The 17,746-nt window shown below is 69.5% G+C and carries 18 protein-coding genes; 14 read left to right on the forward strand and 4 right to left on the reverse strand.

What is annotated here, in order from left to right; genetic code table 11:
• Positions 1–23: 23 nt before the first annotated feature.
• Complete coding sequence (locus tag ACSFBE_RS11640; RefSeq protein ID WP_435490550.1) at positions 24–362, forward strand: AzlD domain-containing protein; 339 nt, start codon at positions 24–26, stop codon at positions 360–362.
• A 69-nt stretch (positions 363–431) separates the two neighbouring features.
• Positions 432–1,625, forward strand: coding sequence for a phosphoglycerate kinase (locus ACSFBE_RS11645; protein ID WP_435490551.1), 1,194 nt, complete (start codon positions 432–434; stop codon positions 1,623–1,625).
• A gap of 65 nt (positions 1,626–1,690) precedes the next feature.
• On the opposite strand, the gene ACSFBE_RS11650 is transcribed toward ACSFBE_RS11645, so the two are convergent.
• Positions 1,691–2,800, reverse strand: coding sequence for a fatty acid desaturase (locus ACSFBE_RS11650; protein WP_435490552.1), 1,110 nt, complete (start codon positions 2,798–2,800; stop codon positions 1,691–1,693).
• A gap of 203 nt (positions 2,801–3,003) precedes the next feature.
• Between ACSFBE_RS11650 and pyk the strand changes: the two genes are divergently transcribed.
• The 3 genes from pyk (at position 3,004) to ACSFBE_RS11665 (ending at position 6,629) form a co-directional block, all read left to right on the forward strand.
• Positions 3,004–4,452, forward strand: a complete 1,449-nt coding sequence (pyk, locus tag ACSFBE_RS11655) for a pyruvate kinase (protein ID WP_435490553.1) — start codon at positions 3,004–3,006, stop codon at positions 4,450–4,452.
• 114 nt (positions 4,453–4,566) lie between these two features.
• Positions 4,567–5,631: a class II fructose-bisphosphate aldolase gene (gene fba, locus ACSFBE_RS11660; protein ID WP_435490554.1), complete on the forward strand. Its 1,065-nt coding sequence runs from the start codon at positions 4,567–4,569 to the stop codon at positions 5,629–5,631.
• A 92-nt stretch (positions 5,632–5,723) separates the two neighbouring features.
• Positions 5,724–6,629: a phosphoribosylaminoimidazolesuccinocarboxamide synthase gene (locus tag ACSFBE_RS11665; RefSeq protein ID WP_435490555.1), complete on the forward strand. Its 906-nt coding sequence runs from the start codon at positions 5,724–5,726 to the stop codon at positions 6,627–6,629.
• A gap of 13 nt (positions 6,630–6,642) precedes the next feature.
• Here ACSFBE_RS11665 and ACSFBE_RS11670 read toward each other — a convergent pair whose 3' ends face one another.
• Together ACSFBE_RS11670 and ACSFBE_RS11675 are read right to left on the reverse strand one after the other, a co-directional pair.
• Positions 6,643–7,086 (reverse strand): META domain-containing protein, encoded by a 444-nt coding sequence (locus ACSFBE_RS11670; RefSeq protein WP_435490556.1) that lies wholly within the window; start codon positions 7,084–7,086, stop codon positions 6,643–6,645.
• 36 nt (positions 7,087–7,122) lie between these two features.
• Positions 7,123–8,043, reverse strand: a complete 921-nt coding sequence (locus tag ACSFBE_RS11675; RefSeq protein ID WP_435490557.1) for a tetratricopeptide repeat protein — start codon at positions 8,041–8,043, stop codon at positions 7,123–7,125.
• Positions 8,044–8,079: 36 nt separating this feature from the next.
• Between ACSFBE_RS11675 and purE the strand changes: the two genes are divergently transcribed.
• The 4 genes from purE to ACSFBE_RS11695 all read left to right on the forward strand — a co-directional run bounded on the left by purE (position 8,080) and on the right by ACSFBE_RS11695 (position 11,283).
• Positions 8,080–8,649: a 5-(carboxyamino)imidazole ribonucleotide mutase gene (gene purE / locus ACSFBE_RS11680; protein WP_435490558.1), complete on the forward strand. Its 570-nt coding sequence runs from the start codon at positions 8,080–8,082 to the stop codon at positions 8,647–8,649.
• On the forward strand, positions 8,646–9,827 hold the full coding sequence (locus ACSFBE_RS11685; protein WP_435490559.1) for a 5-(carboxyamino)imidazole ribonucleotide synthase: 1,182 nt from the start codon (positions 8,646–8,648) through the stop codon (positions 9,825–9,827). The genes purE and ACSFBE_RS11685 overlap by 4 nt, the downstream gene beginning before the upstream one ends.
• A gap of 10 nt (positions 9,828–9,837) precedes the next feature.
• Positions 9,838–10,839 carry an L-threonylcarbamoyladenylate synthase gene (locus ACSFBE_RS11690; protein WP_435490560.1) on the forward strand — a complete coding sequence of 334 codons (1,002 nt, stop codon included), beginning with the start codon at positions 9,838–9,840 and terminating at the stop codon, positions 10,837–10,839.
• 129 nt (positions 10,840–10,968) lie between these two features.
• Complete coding sequence (locus tag ACSFBE_RS11695) at positions 10,969–11,283, forward strand: hypothetical protein (RefSeq protein WP_435490561.1); 315 nt, start codon at positions 10,969–10,971, stop codon at positions 11,281–11,283.
• A gap of 18 nt (positions 11,284–11,301) precedes the next feature.
• On the opposite strand, the gene dacB is transcribed toward ACSFBE_RS11695, so the two are convergent.
• On the reverse strand, positions 11,302–12,726 hold the full coding sequence (gene dacB / locus ACSFBE_RS11700; protein WP_435490562.1) for a D-alanyl-D-alanine carboxypeptidase/D-alanyl-D-alanine endopeptidase: 1,425 nt from the start codon (positions 12,724–12,726) through the stop codon (positions 11,302–11,304).
• 67 nt (positions 12,727–12,793) lie between these two features.
• Between dacB and tsaB the strand changes: the two genes are divergently transcribed.
• From tsaB to ACSFBE_RS11725, 5 genes are all read left to right on the forward strand, one after another.
• On the forward strand, positions 12,794–13,510 hold the full coding sequence (gene tsaB, locus ACSFBE_RS11705) for a tRNA (adenosine(37)-N6)-threonylcarbamoyltransferase complex dimerization subunit type 1 TsaB (RefSeq protein WP_435490563.1): 717 nt from the start codon (positions 12,794–12,796) through the stop codon (positions 13,508–13,510).
• Position 13,511: 1 nt separating this feature from the next.
• Positions 13,512–14,012 (forward strand): ribosomal protein S18-alanine N-acetyltransferase, encoded by a 501-nt coding sequence (gene rimI / locus ACSFBE_RS11710; RefSeq protein ID WP_435490564.1) that lies wholly within the window; start codon positions 13,512–13,514, stop codon positions 14,010–14,012.
• A 28-nt stretch (positions 14,013–14,040) separates the two neighbouring features.
• Positions 14,041–14,814 (forward strand): uracil-DNA glycosylase family protein, encoded by a 774-nt coding sequence (locus tag ACSFBE_RS11715; RefSeq protein ID WP_435490565.1) that lies wholly within the window; start codon positions 14,041–14,043, stop codon positions 14,812–14,814.
• A 42-nt stretch (positions 14,815–14,856) separates the two neighbouring features.
• Complete coding sequence (gene pyrF, locus ACSFBE_RS11720; RefSeq protein ID WP_435490566.1) at positions 14,857–15,681, forward strand: orotidine-5'-phosphate decarboxylase; 825 nt, start codon at positions 14,857–14,859, stop codon at positions 15,679–15,681.
• 175 nt (positions 15,682–15,856) lie between these two features.
• Entirely contained in the window at positions 15,857–17,728 is a 1,872-nt protein-coding gene (locus ACSFBE_RS11725) for a DUF1800 domain-containing protein (RefSeq protein WP_435490567.1), read from the forward strand.
• Positions 17,729–17,746 lie beyond the last annotated feature (18 nt).

Genomic DNA, 17,746 nt, shown 5'->3' on the forward strand with positions numbered 1-17,746 from the left:
AGCCCGCAGGGCGGAGGTCTTCCATGAGCGGCGTGACCGATTTCTGGAGCCTCGCCATCATCGTCGGACTGGCCGGCGTGAGCGTCCTGACGCGCTGCTTCTTCTTCATCCTCGACCGGCCCTGGGGCCTGCCGGAGTGGGCGCACCGCGCGCTGCACTACGCGCCGGTCGCCGCGCTGGCGGCGGTCATCGTGCCGGAGATCGTGATGACGCAGGGCCACCTCGTGTCCACCTGGCAGGACGCGCGCATCTTCGGTGCCCTGGCGGGCTCGGCCTACTATTTCTGGCGGCGCGGCGTCCTGGGCACCATGCTGGTGGGTATGGCGGTGTATCTGCCGCTGCACCTCGGCCTTGGCTGGTAACGGGCGGGAAGCGAAAAACTACAATAGTTAAAGCTTTCTTATTCCTTTCACCTTCATCCCTCACCCCCCATGAACGTCATCCGCTTCACCGATCTCTGTGCGCAAGGCAAGGTTGCCGGCCAGCGCGTCTTCATCCGTGCCGACCTTAACGTGCCGCAGGACGACACGGGCCGCATCACCGAAGACACGCGCGTGCGTGCCTCGGTGCCCTGCATCCAGGCCGCGCTCGACGCTGGCGCGGCGGTGATGGTCACATCGCACCTCGGCCGCCCCACCGAGGGCGCCTTCAAGCCCGAGGATTCGCTGGCGCCCGTGGCCGAGCGACTGGCCGAGCTGCTCGGCCGCCAGGTTCCCCTGGTCTCGAACTGGGTCGACGGCGTCGACGTGGCGCCCGGCCAGGTCGTGCTGCTGGAGAACTGCCGCGTCAACAAGGGCGAGAAAAAGAACGACGAGACGCTCGCGAAGAAGATGGCAGCGCTGTGCGACATCTACGTGAACGACGCCTTCGGCACCGCCCACCGCGCCGAAGCTACCACCTACGGCATCGCCCAGTTCGCGAAGATCGCCTCGGCCGGCCCGCTGCTGGCCGCCGAAATCGATGCCATCACCAAGGCGCTGGCGCATCCCGCCCGGCCGCTGGTGGCGATCGTCGCCGGCTCCAAGGTCAGCACCAAGCTCACCATCCTCAAGGCGCTGGCCGAGAAGGTCGACCAGCTCATCGTGGGCGGCGGCATCGCCAACACCTTCATGCTGGCCTCGGGCCTGTCGATCGGCAAGTCGCTGGCCGAGCCCGACCTGCTCGACCAGGCCAAGGCGGTGATCGAGGCGATGCGCGCGCGCGGCGCCGCGGTGCCGATCCCGGTCGACGTGGTGACGGCCAAGACCTTCGCGGCCGATGCGCCGGCCACCGTCAAGGCCGCCGATGCGGTCGAGGCCGACGACCTCATCCTCGACATCGGCCCCAAGACCGCCGAGATGCTGGCCGCGCAGCTGCGCGAAGCCGGCACCATCGTGTGGAACGGCCCGGTCGGCGTGTTCGAGTTCGAGGCCTTCTCGCACGGCACCGAAGCCATCGCCCGCGCCATCGCCGAGAGCAAGGCCTTCTCGATCGCCGGCGGCGGCGACACGCTGGCCGCCATCGCCAAGTACGGCATCGAGAAGGACGTGGGCTACATCTCGACCGGCGGCGGCGCTTTCCTCGAGATCCTGGAAGGCAAGACGCTGCCGGCCTTCGAAATTCTCAGCAAGCGCGCAGCCGGCTGAAGCCCTCGCTGCACCCATGAAAAAGCCCGCATCCGCGGGCTTTTTGCTGTCGTGGCGGCCGAGCCTCAGGCCATGGCCGGTGCAGGTGCGCGCATCGCGCTGGTGGCGCGGCCCTGGAAGTCGGTCCAGCACTGGCGCGAGAAGTCGTAGAGCTTGCAGGCGCGGGCGGTGGAGAAGTACCACTTCCAGGAGAAGGGCTGGACGATGATGCGCTCGGGCAGCAGGTGCTCGAGCATTTTCTGGGCTTCCTTCAGCTTGTAGAGCGGGATGCTCATGTCCACGTGGTGCGCCGTGTGCTCCATGATGTGGTGCATCAGCGCGCCGACCTTCATCGGGAAGGTCAGGTGCACGGTGGTCGACACGAAGGGCTGGGCCCGTTGCCAGGCGGCCTTCTCGTCGTGCCACTGCACCTTCACATGGGTGTGGTGGCCGTAGATCACGAAGCCCATCATGTTGAACCAGAAGGCCATCGGCACCACGAAGCCGAGCAGCAGCGCCAGCAGCACCGACTGGCCGGTGGCCAGCGCCGCGGCCGTCAGCGCGGCGATCCACAGCACGGCGAAGCCGCTGACCAGCGCGCAGTCCTTGGCGAAGATCGGGCGGTAGCTGTTGCCCATCGTGGCGCGGGACGGGAACATCATCTTCTTCCACCAGATCTCGACCATGTAGTACAGGCCGGGGCCCCAGCCGCTGCGGTAGATGCGCTCGAGGGCGCGACGCACCGGCGACAGCGCGCGGTACTCGGCCTGCGTCAGCGGGGCCCAGACGAAGTCGACGCCCTTCAGGTTGGTGAAGCCGTGGTGCACCACGTTGTGCCCCATGTCCCAGAGGCTGTAGGCGGTGAGCGAGGGCAGGAAGGCGATGCGGCCCAGCCACTTGTTCAGGCGGCGGTGCGGCGTCAGGCTCTGGTGGCAGCCATCGTGGCCGATGATGAAGAGCCGGCCGATGACGAAGCCCGCCAGCAGTCCGGCGAGCAGTTTGAGCCAGACCGGCTTGAGCAGCACCGTCCCCGTGACGAGCGCGCCGAACAGCAGGTAGTCGAGCGCCAGCAGCACGAAGGCGCGCACGGTGGTGCGTTGCGAGATCGGGATCAGCCAGGAGCGGATGACCTTGCGGTGCGGCAGCGGCGCGTCGGGCGCGAGCGGGGCGGGAACGGGATCGGTTGGGGTCTGCATAAGCCGAGTCAAGGAAAGGAAGGACGACGGAGCACGAGGCGCACCGTAACGCATTCATCGGAAGGGGATATGACGAAGATCAAGCAGCGCCGGGTTGTCTGGGCAACCGTGTCGTATCGCGCAACGTCATCTTCACATGTGAGAATTGTGCCAAAACCCCGGTCCGCCTCCGGAACGGATTCCCGACAGCCTCAGGAGACACTGTGGACACGACCCGACTTCCCCGCCATGCCACCAAGATCGTCGCGACGCTCGGCCCCGCGTCGAACACGCTCGAACTGATCGAGCAGATGATCGTCCACAAGGTCAGCGTGGTGCGGCTGAACTTCAGCCACGGCACGGCGCAGGACCACATCGACCGTGCCGCCATGGTGCGCGAAGCCGCACGGCGCGCCGGCCGCGAAGTGGCCATCATGGCCGACCTGCAGGGCCCGAAGATCCGCGTGGGCAAGTTCGCCCAGGGCAAGATCTGGCTCGAGCCGGGCGCCAAGTTCGTGCTCGACGCCTCGCGCACCGAGCTGGGCGACGTCGACGCCGTCGGGCTCGACTACAAGGACCTGCCGCGCGACGTGAAGGCCGGCGACCGCCTGCTGCTCAACGACGGCCTCATCGTGCTGATCGTGAACCTGGTCAAGGGCCAAGCGGTGCACACCACCGTGCTGCTCGGTGGCGAGCTGTCGAACAACAAGGGCATCAACAAGCAGGGCGGCGGCCTCACGGCGCCGGCACTGACGGCCAAGGACATGGAGGACATCAAGACCGCGATGAGCTTCCAGGCCGACTACGTGGCGGTGAGCTTTCCGAAGAACGCGACCGACATGGAGATGGCGCGCCAGCTGTGCAACGTGGCGGCGGCCGAGTTCGGCCACCGGCCCGGGATGATCGCCAAGATCGAGCGGGTCGAAGCGATTCCGAATCTGGAAGAGATCCTGCGTGCCAGCGACGGCATCATGGTCGCCCGCGGCGACCTCGCGGTCGAGGTCGGCAACGCGGCCGTGCCGGCGCTGCAGAAAAAGATGATCCGCATGGCGCGCGAGATGGACCGCGTGGTCATCACCGCCACGCAGATGATGGAGTCGATGATCACCAACCCCGTGCCCACACGCGCCGAGGTGAGCGACGTGGCGAACGCGGTGCTCGACGGCACCGACGCGGTGATGCTCAGCGCCGAGACCGCGTCCGGCCGCTACCCGCTGGAGACCGTGCAGGAGATGAGCCGCATCTGCGAAGCCGCCGAGCAGGCCGAGGACAAGGCCCGCGACACCGACTTCAGCGGCCACACCTATGCGCGCATCGACCAGGCGATCGCCATGGGCGCGCTCTTCACCGCCCACCACCTGGGCGCCAAGGCGATCGTCGCGCTGACCGAATCGGGCTCGACCCCGCTCTGGATGAGCCGACATTCGGCGCACATTCCGGTCTATGCGCTGACCTCGCGCCTGTCGACGCAGCGCAAGATGGCGCTCTTTCGCAACGTGCGCCCGCTGCTGATGGATTCGCACACCGACCGCGACACCGCGCTCGAACACGCGGAGGCGCACCTGAAGAAGCGCGGCATCGTCCAGAGCGGCGATGTCTACGCGATCACCTGCGGGGAACCCATGGGTGCGCCGGGCGGCACCAACATGCTGAAGATCTGCCGCGCGACCTGAGCGCGACGCGCCACGCGGCGTTGCAGGCCGTGGGACCCGTCCCACAAGGGGGCTCGGTAGAATTGAGGCAGTTTTTCTTCATTCTTCATCTTCAATCCCCGCGAGGTATTTCCCATGGCACTCGTCTCGATGCGCGAACTGCTGGACCACGCAGCCGCCAACGGCTACGGCATTCCGGCCTTCAACGTCAACAACCTCGAACAGGTCCAGGCCGTGATGGAAGCGGCCAAGGAAACCGGCGCGCCGGTCATCCTGCAAGCCAGCGCCGGCGCGCGCAAGTACGCGGGCGAGGGCTTCATCAAGCACCTGATCCAGGCCGCGATCGAGAGCTATCCGAACATCCCGCTGGTGATGCACCAGGACCATGGCCAGAACCCGGACGTGTGCCAGGGCGCCATCGACCTCGGCTTCTCGTCGGTGATGATGGACGGCTCGCTCGAAGCCGACGGCAAGACCATCGCCAGCTATGAATACAACGTCGAGGTGACCAAGAAGGTGTCGCAGCTGGCGCACCGTGTCGGCGTCACCGTCGAAGGCGAACTGGGCTGCCTGGGCTCGCTTGAGACCATGAAGGGCGACAAGGAAGACGGCCACGGCACCGACGCCACCATGACGCGCGAACAGCTGCTGACCGACCCGGAGCAGGCCGCCGACTTCGTCAAGCGCACCCAGATCGATGCGCTGGCCATCGCCATCGGCACCAGCCACGGCCCGTTCAAGTTCACCCGTAAGCCCACCGGCGACATCCTGGCAATCGACCGCATCAAGGAAATCCACCAGCGCATTCCGGGCACCCACCTGGTGATGCACGGTTCGTCGTCGGTGCCGCAAGAGCTGCTGGCGATCATTCGCCAGTACGGCGGCCAGATCAAGGAAACCTACGGCGTGCCGGTCGAGGAAATCCAGGAAGCCATCAAGCACGGCGTGCGCAAGATCAACATCGACACCGACATCCGCCTGGCCATGACAGGCGCGGTGCGCAAGTTCCTGTTCGAGAACCCGGAAAAGTTCGATGCCCGCGAATGGCTCAAGCCGGCGCGCGAAGCCGCCAAGCTGGTCTGCAAGCAGCGCTACATCGAGTTCGGCTGCGAAGGCCAGGGCGCGAAGATCAAGGGCGACACGCTGCAGGTCGTGGCGGCCAAGTACGCCAAGGGCGAGCTCGCACAAGAAGTGCGTTGAGCGTCACCGCCATCCCCCGGCCACCGCTCGCGGTGGCTTTTTTCTGCGCGCACAATCTGCGTTCCCTTTCCGCTTTTCCCCCAGTTTTCGCCATGACCACCGTCCACACCTCCTCGATCCAAAGCCTGCCCCTGCTCGCGCGCGGCAAGGTGCGCGACAACTACGCGGTGGGCGAGGACCGCATTCTGATGGTCGCGAGCGACCGGCTCTCCGCCTTCGACGTGATCATGGGCGAGCCGATCCCCGGCAAGGGCGTGATCCTCACGCAGATGGCCCTGTGGTGGTTCGAGCGCCTGGGCCACCTGTGCCCCAACCACCTGACCGGCGATGCACCCGAAAGCGTGGTGACCGAGGCCGAGGTGCCGCAGGTCAAGGACCGCTCGATGCTGGTCAAGCGCCTGAAGCCGATCCCGGTCGAGGCCGTGGTGCGCGGCTACCTGGCCGGCAGCGGCTGGAAGGAATACCAGGAGAGCCGCTCGGTCTGCGGCGTGCCGCTGCCCGAAGGCCTGCGCAACGCCAGCCAGCTGCCGCGCCCGATCTTCACGCCAGCGGCCAAGGCGGCGGCCGGCGAGCATGACGAGAACATCAGCTACGAGCGCGTGGTCGAGATCGTCGGGCCGGCGCTCGCGCAGCAGATCCGCGAAACCAGCATCGCCATCTACGAAGCCGCCGCGGCCATCGCGCTGGCCCAGGGGATGATCATTGCCGACACCAAGTTCGAGTTCGGCCTCGACACCGACGGCACGCTGGTGCTGATGGACGAGGTGCTCACGCCCGACAGCTCGCGCTACTGGCCGGTCGAAGGCTACGAAGAGGCGCTGCGCAACGGCACCAATCCGCCGAGCTACGACAAGCAGTTCGTGCGCGACTGGCTCGAAGCCACCAAGGTCAACGGCAAGCCCTGGGACAAGACGCCGCCGGCGCCGCGCCTGCCGGCCGAGATCATCGAGAAGACCGCGGCGAAGTACCACGAGGCGCTCGAGCGGCTGACCCGCTGAGCCGCACGGCCGCTCAGCGGCTGTCCAGCACCGCCAGCGTGCGGCCGCCGTCGTCCAGCAGCATGAGTTGGGTGCCGAGCCGGCTGTAGCCGGTGGTGGCTTGCAGCGCGATCAGGAAGTTCGTTTCCATCGCGCTGCGCTCGGGCTCGATGCAGGCCATGCGCGTGGCCGCGATCGGGCCGATCTTCAGGCGATGGCCGGTGCGCTCGTAGCCGCCGCTGATGCGGTTGCAGCCGCCCGAGCCGCTGACGCGCGCGCCGTCGAACTGAAGCTGCGCATCGCGCCGCGGATCGGCATCGCGCAGGGCTGGTTGCGTGCCCACGCTGAGCAGGCGCCAAGTCAGCGACTCGATCGGTTCGTCCAGACTCACGCGGGTGCCGCAGCCGGCCAGCAGCAGGCTCGCCGCTGCGAACAGCAGCAGGACGGCGGGACGGGCAACACGGGCAAGGGGGCGCATGGCGGTCCTTCGGGCACAGGGCCTGGGCGGTCTCGATCAGCTCAGCACGATGCTGCTGAGCCGGCGGCGATAGGTGGCGACTGTCGGGTCGTCCGGCGGGATCTGGCCGTCGGCCACCTTGGGCTTGGGCGGCTCGATGATCTCCAGGATGGCGATGTAGGTCTTGCGCGCCAGTTCTTCGCTCCAGGCCTTGTCGCGCATCAGGATTTCGAGCAGCTCGTCCATCGCGTCGGTCCAGCGCTGCTCGGCCATCAGCAGCTGGGTGCGGGCGAAGCGGGCCTCGAAGTCGCGCTTGCCGGCGGCAATGCGGGCGTCGGCATCGGCCAGCGTCGGTGCGGCGCCGGTGGGCGGGGCGGCGAAGTCGATGGCGTTCATCCAGCGCTGCAGCGCGTCGAAGCGGCGCACCGCCGGCGCCTTGGCGATGACCGGCGCGAAGGCGACTTTGGCGTCGTCGCTGCGGCCCTGCTGCAGCAGCAGCTTGACGTAATCGAAGCGGGCGTCGTCGTTGGCCGGGTCGGTGGCCACGGCGTGCTGCAGCTTCTCGAGCGCGCCTTCGGTGTCGCCCTCGGCCAGGGCTTCCTGCGCGGCTTCTTCCACGGCGGCCGCTTCCAGTGCCGCCGCGGCCGGCACGTGCTTGTCGAGGAATTCGCGGATCTGCGCGGCCGGGATGGCACCGACGAAGCCGTCGACCGGCTGGCCGCCCTTGAACATCACGCAGAAGGGGATGCTGCGCACGCCGAACATCTCGCTGAGCTGGCCCGAGATCTGCGGCACCTTGTCGGCGTCGAGCTTGGCCAGCGTGAAGCGGCCGGCGTAGTCGGCCTCGAGCTTTTCGAGCACCGGCCCGAGCTGCTTGCACGGCCCGCACCATTCGGCCCAGATGTCGAGCAGCACCGGCGTGGTCATGGAACCGTCGATCAGTTCGGTCTGGAAGTTTTCGAGGGTGATATCGATCATCGGATGCAGATGGAGGCGAAACGTAAAATTGCGACCATGAACCAAACAATCCAGGTCGGCGTGGTGATGGGATCGAACTCCGACTGGGAGACGATGCGTCACGCGGTCGAGATTCTCCAGCAATTCGGCATCGGCCACGAAGCGCGGGTGGTGTCGGCCCACCGCATGCCGGACGAACTCTTCGCCTACGCCGACAGCGCCGCCCCGCGCGGGCTGGCCGCGATCATCGCCGGCGCCGGCGGCGCGGCGCACCTGCCGGGCATGCTGGCGGCCAAGACGACGGTGCCGGTGCTGGGCGTGCCGGTCGCCAGCCGCCACCTGCAGGGCGTCGATTCGCTCTACAGCATCGTGCAGATGCCCAAGGGCGTGCCGGTTGCCACCTTCGCCATCGGCAACGCCGGCGCGGCCAACGCGGCGCTGTTTGCCGTCGCGATGCTGGCCGTGGGCAACCCGCGGCTGCGCACGCAGCTCGACACCTTCCGCGCCGCGCAGACCGCCGCTGCCCAGGCCATGACGCTGCCGCCGCCCGAGGCCGGCGCATCGGCCGCGGCGCCGGCGGCGCCGGCGGTGTCGCCGTTCTCGCCACAGGGCGGGGGCGCGCTGTGAGTGCGCCGACGCCCTACGTCCTGCCCGGCGCCACGCTGGGCGTGATCGGCGGCGGGCAGCTCGGCCGCATGTTCGTGCACGCGGCCCAGCGCATGGGCTACTTCACGGCGGTGCTCGACCCCGACCCCGACAGCCCGGCCGGCCGCGTGAGCCATCACCACATCCACACCGACTACATCGACGTCGACGGCCTGGCCCGCCTGGCCGGCCTGGCCGACGCGATCACGACCGAATTCGAGAACGTTCCGTCGCCATCGCTGGTGCACCTTGCCGTGGCGCGCCCGGTCGCGCCCGCGGCCGCCTCGGTGGCGATCGCGCAGGACCGCATCCGCGAGAAGGCGCATTTCGTGCGCTGCGGCGTGGCCTGCGCGCCCTATGCCGTCATCGAAACGGCCGAGCAGCTCGCGGCCGTGACCGACGACCTGCTGCCCGGCATTCTGAAGACCGCGCGGCTCGGCTACGACGGCAAGGGCCAGCAACGCGTCGCGACCCGGGCAGCGCTCGCGGCGGCGTGGGAAGGCACCGGCGGCGTGCCCTGCGTGCTGGAGAAGCGGCTCGCGCTCGATTACGAATGCTCGGTCATCGTGGCGCGCGGGCAGGACGGCCAGATGGTCCACTTCCCGCCGCAGCGCAACCTGCACCGCGACGGCATCCTCGCCGTGACCGAGGTCTATCCAGGCAACATCCCGGCGGGCCAGGCGGCGCGCGCTGTCGAGTCCACCCGTGCCATCGCCGACGGCCTCGGCTACGTGGGCGTGCTGTGCGTCGAATACTTCGTGCTGGCCGACGGCACCATGGTGGTCAACGAGATGGCGCCGCGCCCGCACAACAGCGGCCACTGGTCGATGGACGCCTGCGACCTGTCGCAGTTCGACCTGCAGGTGCGCACCGTCGCCGGCCTGCCGCTGTCGACGCCGCGCCAGCACAGCCCGGCCGTCATGCTCAACCTGCTGGGCGACCTTTGGTTCGTCGATGCGAGCGACACGGCCGTCGAGCCGCCCTGGGCCGACGTGCTGGCCCTGCCGGGCGTGCACCTGCATCTCTACGGCAAGACCGATGCGCGGCGCGGCCGCAAGATGGGCCACCTGAACATCACCGGACCGGACATCGACACGGTGCGCAGCACGGCCGACTTCGCGGCGGCGGTGCTGGGGCTACCGATCCCGCTGTCCGAATGATCGCTTCCCCATGATCGTGGATGGACGCGATCCCGCCGCCATCGACGCGGCCGCCGACCGGCTGCGCGCAGGTGGCCTGGTGGTCTTTCCGACCGAGACCGTCTACGGGCTGGGCGCCGACGCGGGCAGCGATGCGGCGGTCGCCGGCATCTTCCGGGCCAAGGGCCGGCCGTCGGACCATCCGCTGATCGTCCACGTCGCGGCCGGCGCCAGGGGCGCCGAGGCGCTGTCCCATTTCGCGCAGCCGCTGCCGCCCTTCGCCGAAAAGCTGGTGCACGCCTTCTGGCCCGGCCCGCTGACGCTGATCGTCACGCGCCAGCCGGGCGTCGGCGCGGCCGCCGCCGGCGGGCAGGCCACGATCGGCCTGCGCTGCCCCGCGCACGCGGTGGCGCAGGCGCTGCTGGAAGCCTGCGCGGAGCGCGGCGTGCTCGGCGTGGCCGGCCCCAGCGCCAATCGCTTCGGCCGCGTCAGCCCGACCACCGCGCAGCATGTGCAGGACGAGTTCGGCGACGAGTTGCTCATCGTCGACGGCGGGGCGTGCGCGGTGGGCATCGAATCCACCATCGTCGACTGCAGCCGCGGCGCGCCGGTGCTGCTGCGCCCGGGCGCCATCACCCGTGACCAGATCCAGGCCGTTTGCGGCGAGCCGCTGCGCGACAAGGCCGATCTCGCGGCGCCCGACCCACGCGCCTCGGGCACGCTCGAGGCGCACTACGCGCCCGACGCCAAGGTTCGCCTGATGGACGCGAAGGCGCTGCAGTCGGCGCTCGACCTGCTCGGCGCGCAGGCGGCGCACATTGCGGTGTGGGCGCGCTCGCCGCTCCAGAGCCGTTCGCAGCGCGTGCTGCAGCGGCGCATGCCCGACGACGCGGCGGCGGCGGCGCAGCAGCTGTTCGCCGTGCTGCGCAGCTTCGACGCCGAGGGCGTCAAGCTGATCTGGATCGAAACGCCGCCCGCCAGTGCCGAATGGGAAGGCGTGCGCGACCGGCTGCAGCGCGCCGCCGCCGCCTGAGGGTTCGATCGGGCTGCAGCGGGCCGTTCGCCGTAGAGTACTTTCGTTGACGTTCGTGAAATTGTTGTGCTCCGTTCCGGAGCGCCGCTGGCAACATCCCGGTTACAAAAAAACTCAGGGAAGTAACTTATGAATCCGAAGCCCAGCGACGCTGCGCTGATCGACACCGCCGTGGTCGCCATCAATCATCTTCTGTCACGCATCGAAGACGAGGCGGCCGGTCGCCGAAGGGTCGAGCGACCCGACGAAACTCGCGCCACCCAGCGTTGCCTCACGTCCGCCGTCGCGTTGCTCGGCGTGAGCCGCACCCTGATGTCCAAACCCATCGCGCCCACGCCGATGGAGACGGTGCGCCATTGGGACGCGCTGGTCCAGCAGACCAAGACGGCCGGCCGGGCGGCCTACGAAGCGGCGTTGATGCTGGCCGATGCGCGTGCCGCCTGAGGCGCCGGCCGTGGAGCGTCAGTCCTGCGTCGCCCAATCCACCAGCGCATCGAAGGCCGGCCGGGCCGCCGCGGCGTTGCCGTGATTGGCGATCGCCACCACCACATAGCGCCGGCCGCTGGCGCCGTCGACAAAGCCGGCCACGCCCGCTGCGTCGCGCAGCGTCCCGGTCTTCAGGTGCGCGGCACCGCCTGAACGCAGCGGGCGACGGCGCAGCGTGCCGTCGACGCCGGAGGCCGGCAGCGAGGACATCAGCTCCGACATCACCGGCGAGCGCCAGGCCACCTGCAGCATCTTGGCCAGTTCGCCCGCGGTGATGCGCTCGTCGCGCGACAGCCCCGAGCCGTTGTCGAACACCGGTTGACCCTCGCCGGTGCCGATGCGGTTGTTCCACCACTGGCGCATGGTCGTGCGCGACGCGTCCAGCGTGCCGCGCTTCTTCTGTTGCAGGCCGAGCGTCAGGAACAGCTGCTGCGCCATCACGTTGTTGCTGTACTTGTTGATGTCACGAACCACTTCTGCCAGGGGCGGCGAGACGACTTCGAAGGCTGGCTTCAGTTCGACCGGCACGCGCCCGTCGCGCACCGTTCCCTTGAGCCGGCCGCCCATCTCGGTCCAGAGCCCGCCGACGGCGCGTGCGGCATAACTGCGCGGGTCGGCATAGGCCAGCGCCCATACTTTCTCGCCGCAGGCCGCCGAATAGCTGCCGGCGAAGCGCAGGCGCGACGGGTCGGCCACGTCTGCGGCCAGCGTGGTGTGCCAGTCGCCGCAGTCGCCGGCCGACAGCGGCACCGTCGGCTGCATCGCCACGCCGGCCAGCGGCGGCTCGAAGCTCACCTGCGCGGTCGACGCGCTGCGGTTGGGCACGAAGGTCATGACCACCGACTTGAAGTTCACCAGCAGCGCGTCGGGCGACGCGTTGTACGGCCGCAGCCCTTCGCCGTCGAAGGCATTGGGGTCGGCTTCGACCGTCTCGAAGGCACTGCGGTCGAGCACGATGTCGCCCTGAATCGACTGGATGCCCAGGCCCTGCACCCGGCGCAACAGCAGCCAGAGCCGCTCGATCACCAGTTTCGGGTCGCCCTGGCCCTGGATGTAGAGGTTGCCTTCGAGCACGCCGTTGCGGATCGGGCCGTCGACGTAGACCGGCGTGGTCCAGGTGAAGGCCGGGCCCAGCAGGTCGAGCCCGGCATAGGTGGTCACCAGCTTCATGATGGAGGCCGGATTCATCGGCACCTGACTGCGCCAGGCCAGGCGAGGCGGCCGCACCGCGTCGGCATCGGCGACCAGCATCGTGACCGCATCGCGCGGCACCTTGGCGCGGACCAGGGCCGCGTCGACCTCGGGCGGCAGCGGGGTCTGGGCGATGGCGGCACCGCAGACGAAGAGGGCGAGGCAGGAGGCCAGCGCGGCGCGGCAGGCCGCAAGGGAGGCAAGAGGCATCGGCCGATTATCCCGGCGGCATGGCCCCACGGCGGTGCCTCTGCCGGCCGGCCCGGATAATCCCGGGATGCCTGCCGCCCCCTGCTTCCTTCCGAAACTGCTCGCCTTCGACACCAGCACCGACGTGCTGTCGGTTGCCGTGCGCCATGGCGAGCGCACCGTCGCCCACAGCGGTGCCGGCGGTGCGCAGGCCTCCAGCACGCTGATCCCGCTGATCCGCCGCCTGCTGGCCGAGGCCGGGCTGACGCTGGCCGAGCTCGACGCCATCGCCTTCGGGCGCGGGCCCGGCTCCTTCACCGGCCTGCGCACCGCCTGCGCGGTGGCGCAGGGCCTGGGCTTCGGCGCCGGCGTGCCGCTGCTGCCGGTCGACACGCTGCACGCCGTCGCCGACGAGGCGCGCCATCGCTTCGGCGCCGTGCGCGTGGTGGCACTGCTCGACGCGCGCATGGACCAGGTCTACGCCGCCCGCTACACCTTCGATGGCGACGCGCCCGCTGCCGCCGTGGCCGAGCTGCTGGCGCCCGAGCAGGTCGAGGTGCCGGAGGGCTGGGTGCTCGCCGGGAACGCATTCGCCGCGTATGGCGAGCGCCTGCATGGCGGCGCGGCGCGGCACATGGTGCTGCCCACCGCCGAAGCGCTGCTGCGGCTGGCACCGGGCCTGCTGGCGACCGGTGCTTCGGTGGCGCCGGCCGACGCGTGGCCCTTGTATGTTCGCGATAAAGTCGCGCAAACCACCGAAGAACGCGCGGCCCTCAAAGCCGCCGCTGCCGCCTCCATTCCTTGACATGAGCGCCGTCCTGCAACCGCTGGAAGCCCGCCTCGACGCGATGACCGTCGAGCGGCTCGGTGCGGTCTGCGCGATCGAGAACCAGGCCTACACCCATCCCTGGACGCATGCCAACTTCATCGACTCGCTGGCCGCCGGCTACCACTGCCAGCTGCTGCTCGGCGGCGAGACCGTCATCGGCTACCTCGTCGCCATGAAGGGCGTGGACGAAGTGCATCTGCTCAACATCACCGTGGCGCCTGAGTTCCAGCGCCAGGGCTGGGCGCCGCTCATGCTCGAGGCGCTGGCCGGCTGGTCGCGCGCGCAGGGCGCGCAGTGGCTGTGGCTCGAGGTGCGCACGGGCAACGCGCGCGCGTTGCAGATCTACGAGCGCAACGGCTTTCGGCGGGTCGGCGTGCGCAAGGGCTACTACCCGGCCCACGGCGGCCGCGAAGATGCCGTCGTCATGAGCCTGCGCCTGTATGAATCGACCAGCGCCTGGGGCGCCTTGCAGCCATGAGCGCCCTGCGGTCCGACGAGGATTCCCGATGAGCGCGTCGTCGCTGAACCTCGACGCGCGCCAGCGCGCCATGCTCGACGAGATGGGCGTGAAGGTGTGGTGGCCGGTCGCCGCACCCGCCGCGGCGCTCGCGGTCCCGCCGACAGTGGAGGTGCAGCCCGCCACGGCGCTCGTCGAAGCGCCCGAGCAGGCACCGCGCGCCGAGCCGCCGCCGGCACCGGTGCGTGCCCCGGCCGCGCCTGCGCCCGTCGCTGCCTCGCCGATGCCGACCGCCGCCCGCGCGCAAGGCGCCGCCGTGCTGGTGGCGCCGCCCCAGCGGGTCTACGCGGCCAGCGGCCCGTCCGAAGGCGGCTGGCTGGTGGTGGCCGACATGCCGCCCGAAGCGGATGGTCGCCACGGCGAGCCGCTGGCGGGCGAGGCCGGCCGGCTGCTCGACAACATGCTGCGGGCGCTGCAGCTGCACGCCGGCGAACGGCCGGTTCATGTGATGCGCACCCACCGCGGCGTCGCTTCCGGCCGCGAGGACAGCCCCGCGCCCTTTGCCGACGCGTTCCTGCCGCAGGCCCGCGCTCTGGCGCCGCGCCTGGTCTTCGCCATGGGGCCGCTCGCGGCCCAGAGCCTGCTGCAGAGCGCCGAGCCGCTGGGCAAGCTGCGGGGCCGCACGGTCCGGCTCGACGCCCTGGGCGGTGCGCCGGTGGTCGCGAGCTATCACCCGGCCTACCTGCTGCGCAACCCGGGCGACAAGGCGCGGGCCTGGGCCGATCTCTGCCTGGCGGCGGACGCCCTGGCGGCGCTCGGCTAGCGCCCGCCGTGGCGGCCGCCGGCCCGCCACCTAAAATCCGGCATGACTTTCATCGACCAGCTGCGCGCCGCCGAGCGGCAGAACCGCTCTCTTCTGTGCGTCGGCCTCGACCCGGAGCCCACCAAGTTCCCGGCGCGCCTGAAGGGCGACGCCAACAAGATCTACGACTTCTGCGCCCGCATCGTCGATGCCACGGCCGACCTGGTGATCGCGTTCAAGCCGCAGATCGCGTACTTCGCCGCCCACCGCGCCGAGGGCCAGCTGGAACGGCTGATGGAACACATCCGCCGCGTCGCGCCGCAGGTGCCGATCATCCTGGACGCCAAGCGCGGCGACATCGGCTCGACCGCCGAGCAGTACGCGATCGAGGCCTTCGAGCGCTACGGCGCGGACGCGGTCACGCTGTCGCCCTTCATGGGCTTCGACTCGGTCGCGCCCTACCTCAAGTACCCCGAGAAGGGCGCCTTCCTGCTGTGCCGCACCAGCAACCCGGGCGGCGCCGACCTGCAGGGCCAGCGCCTGGCCAGCGTCGACGGTCAGCCTTTGTTGTATGAACATGTAGCCGGCCTGGCCCAGGGGCCGTGGAATCTGAACGGCCAGCTCGGACTGGTGGTCGGCGCCACCTACCCGGCCGAAATCGAGCGGGTGCGCGCGCTCGCGCCGACCGTGCCGCTGCTGATTCCCGGCGTCGGTGCACAGGGCGGCGACGCCGTCGCCACGGTGCGCGCGGGGTGGCGCCCGGACGCGCCGATCGTTGTGAACTCCTCGCGGGCGATCTGCTACGCGTCGGCCGGCGACGACTTCGCCGAGGCCGCGCGGCGCGAGGCGCAGCGCACCCGCGACGGCCTGGAAGCGGCCAAACCCTGACCGACATTTCCTGTCACTTCAAGCCCTGGTTGTGTCCGGACGACGGAAAAAGTCACGTTTACTAACAGTGCTTGTCTGACAGACGGCCCTTAGAGTCCTCGCAGTCCGGTGAACGCCGGGCACGGCACTTGCCTTTTGAAGGCCTATGGCGCATCGCGCCGAGGAGCGGGGACTCATGGTGGAAGAAGTGGTGACGAGCCGCGTCGACGCGGCCGGGGACAGGCTGCGCGCCGCTGTGCTGCCCGAGGTGCAAGCACCGGCGACGGTCCCCGCGGGGACCGTCGGTTCAGTGGGTTCAGCGGGCGCTGCGCTGGCGCGGGCCGCCTCCGTGGCCGCTGCAGCCGCCCTGGCCGCCTGTGGCGGCGGCGGCAGCGGCGGCAGCGGCGGCGAGGGATCGGGCAGCGGCGGTCCCAGCGCCGGTGGCGACGGCGCGGGCTCGCTGTCCACGCTGACCACCACGCAAACCGCCCAGACCTACGTCTACACCAAGCCGCAGAGCGATGCCGAAGCTGCGCGCTTCCTGCTCCAGGTGCAGCTGTCGGCCTCCGAGGCCGAGATCGCCACCCTGCGCAGCAAGACCTACCTGAACTGGATGGGCGAGCAGTTCGACGCGCCGGCCACGCTCGGCGGCTGGGCCTGGATCGCCAGCAAGGGCTACAACGCGGTCGACACCGACGGCATGGCCTGGCAGCAGCTCATGAGCTCGACCGACGGGCTGCGCAAGCGCATGGCGCTCGCGCTCACCGAGATCTTCGTGGTGTCGGCCAACGACATCGGCTCCAACTGGCCGCAATACATGATGGCCCAGTACTGGGACATGCTGGTCGCCGGTGTCACCGGCAACTTCCGCACCTTGCTGGAGAACGTCACGCTCAACCCGGCGATGGGTTACTACCTCAACACGCGCGGCAACCAGAAGGAAAATTCTTCGGGCCGCCAGCCCGACGAGAACTACGCCCGCGAGGTCATGCAGCTCATGACCATCGGGCTCTACCAGCTCAACCCCGACGGCAGCATCAAGCGCGGGGCCGACGGCACGCCGCTCGACAGCTACTCCCAGGACGACGTCACCAACCTGGCACGCGTCTTCACCGGCTACGACCTCGACATCGCAACCGCCGACAAGGGCGCCTTCACGCCGCCCGGTGCCAGCTACACGATCGAGAGCAATGCCTGGACCACGCGGCCGATGGCGCTCACCGCCAGCCGCCATTCGACGGTGGCCGCGAACTTCCTCGGCGCGTCGGTCGCGGCCGGCACCGAAGGCAAGGCCGCGTTGAAGACCGCGCTCGACACGCTGTTCAACCACCCGAACGTCGGGCCGTTCATCGGCAAGCAGCTGATCCAGCGTCTGGTCACGAGCAACCCGAGCGGGGCCTACGTCGCACGCGTCTCGGCGGTGTTCGCCAACAACGGCGCCGGCGTGCGCGGCGACATGAAGAGCGTGTTCGCCGCCGTGCTGCTCGACAACGAGGCACGCAGCCCGGCCGGCCTGAGCGATCCGGGCTTCGGCCGCCTGCGCGAGCCGATGCTGCGCTTCGTGCAGTGGGGCCGCACCTTCGGCATCGGCTCGGCCACCGACACCTGGAAGATCGGCAATCTCTCGGGTACCGGCAACCAGTTGGGCCAGAGCCCGTTGCGCTCGCCCTCGGTGTTCAACTTCTTCCGGCCCGGCTATGTGCCGCCGAGCACCGCGCTGGCCGAGGGCGGCCAGGTGGCGCCGGAGTTCCAGCTGGTCAACGAGACCACGGTGGGCGCCTACCTGAACTTCATGCAGGACCGCATTGCCAACGGCTTCAACAGCAAGGACGTCATCCCGACCTATGCGGCGGAGAAGGCGCTGGTGCTCGAGCCCGCCAAGCTGGTGCAGCGGCTCGACCTCCTGCTGACGGCCAACCAGCTGCCGGCCGACACGCGGAAGCTCATCACCGACGCGCTGGCCCAGCCGGCGGTCACCGCGACCAGCACCGACGCCGTCAAGGCCAACCGCGTGTACGCGGCGGTGCTGATGGTCATGGCCTCGGCCGAGTACCTCGTCCAGAAGTAAGAACCCGGAAGCCAAGGT

It is taken from the genome of Variovorax sucrosi, assembly GCF_051216635.1.
Lineage (GTDB): Bacteria > Pseudomonadota > Gammaproteobacteria > Burkholderiales > Burkholderiaceae_C > Variovorax.

Bases quoted from the DNA above. Each gene is read 5' to 3' on its own strand.
- ACSFBE_RS11650 (WP_435490552.1), bottom strand. From the start codon at position 2,800: ATGCAGACCCCAACCGATCCCGTTCCCGCCCCGCTCGCGCCCGACGCG.
- ACSFBE_RS11665 (WP_435490555.1), top strand. From the start codon at position 5,724: ATGACCACCGTCCACACCTCCTCGATCCAAAGCCTGCCCCTGCTCGCG.
- dacB (WP_435490562.1), bottom strand. From the start codon at position 12,726: ATGCCTCTTGCCTCCCTTGCGGCCTGCCGCGCCGCGCTGGCCTCCTGC.
- purE (WP_435490558.1), top strand. From the start codon at position 8,080: ATGAACCAAACAATCCAGGTCGGCGTGGTGATGGGATCGAACTCCGAC.
- ACSFBE_RS11640 (WP_435490550.1), top strand. From the start codon at position 24: ATGAGCGGCGTGACCGATTTCTGGAGCCTCGCCATCATCGTCGGACTG.
- ACSFBE_RS11675 (WP_435490557.1), bottom strand. From the start codon at position 8,043: ATGATCGATATCACCCTCGAAAACTTCCAGACCGAACTGATCGACGGT.
- ACSFBE_RS11690 (WP_435490560.1), top strand. From the start codon at position 9,838: ATGATCGTGGATGGACGCGATCCCGCCGCCATCGACGCGGCCGCCGAC.
- ACSFBE_RS11725 (WP_435490567.1), top strand. From the start codon at position 15,857: ATGGTGGAAGAAGTGGTGACGAGCCGCGTCGACGCGGCCGGGGACAGG.
- ACSFBE_RS11645 (WP_435490551.1), top strand. From the start codon at position 432: ATGAACGTCATCCGCTTCACCGATCTCTGTGCGCAAGGCAAGGTTGCC.
- ACSFBE_RS11695 (WP_435490561.1), top strand. From the start codon at position 10,969: ATGAATCCGAAGCCCAGCGACGCTGCGCTGATCGACACCGCCGTGGTC.
- ACSFBE_RS11715 (WP_435490565.1), top strand. From the start codon at position 14,041: ATGAGCGCGTCGTCGCTGAACCTCGACGCGCGCCAGCGCGCCATGCTC.
- pyrF (WP_435490566.1), top strand. From the start codon at position 14,857: ATGACTTTCATCGACCAGCTGCGCGCCGCCGAGCGGCAGAACCGCTCT.
- rimI (WP_435490564.1), top strand. From the start codon at position 13,512: ATGAGCGCCGTCCTGCAACCGCTGGAAGCCCGCCTCGACGCGATGACC.
- tsaB (WP_435490563.1), top strand. From the start codon at position 12,794: ATGCCTGCCGCCCCCTGCTTCCTTCCGAAACTGCTCGCCTTCGACACC.
- fba (WP_435490554.1), top strand. From the start codon at position 4,567: ATGGCACTCGTCTCGATGCGCGAACTGCTGGACCACGCAGCCGCCAAC.
- ACSFBE_RS11670 (WP_435490556.1), bottom strand. From the start codon at position 7,086: ATGCGCCCCCTTGCCCGTGTTGCCCGTCCCGCCGTCCTGCTGCTGTTC.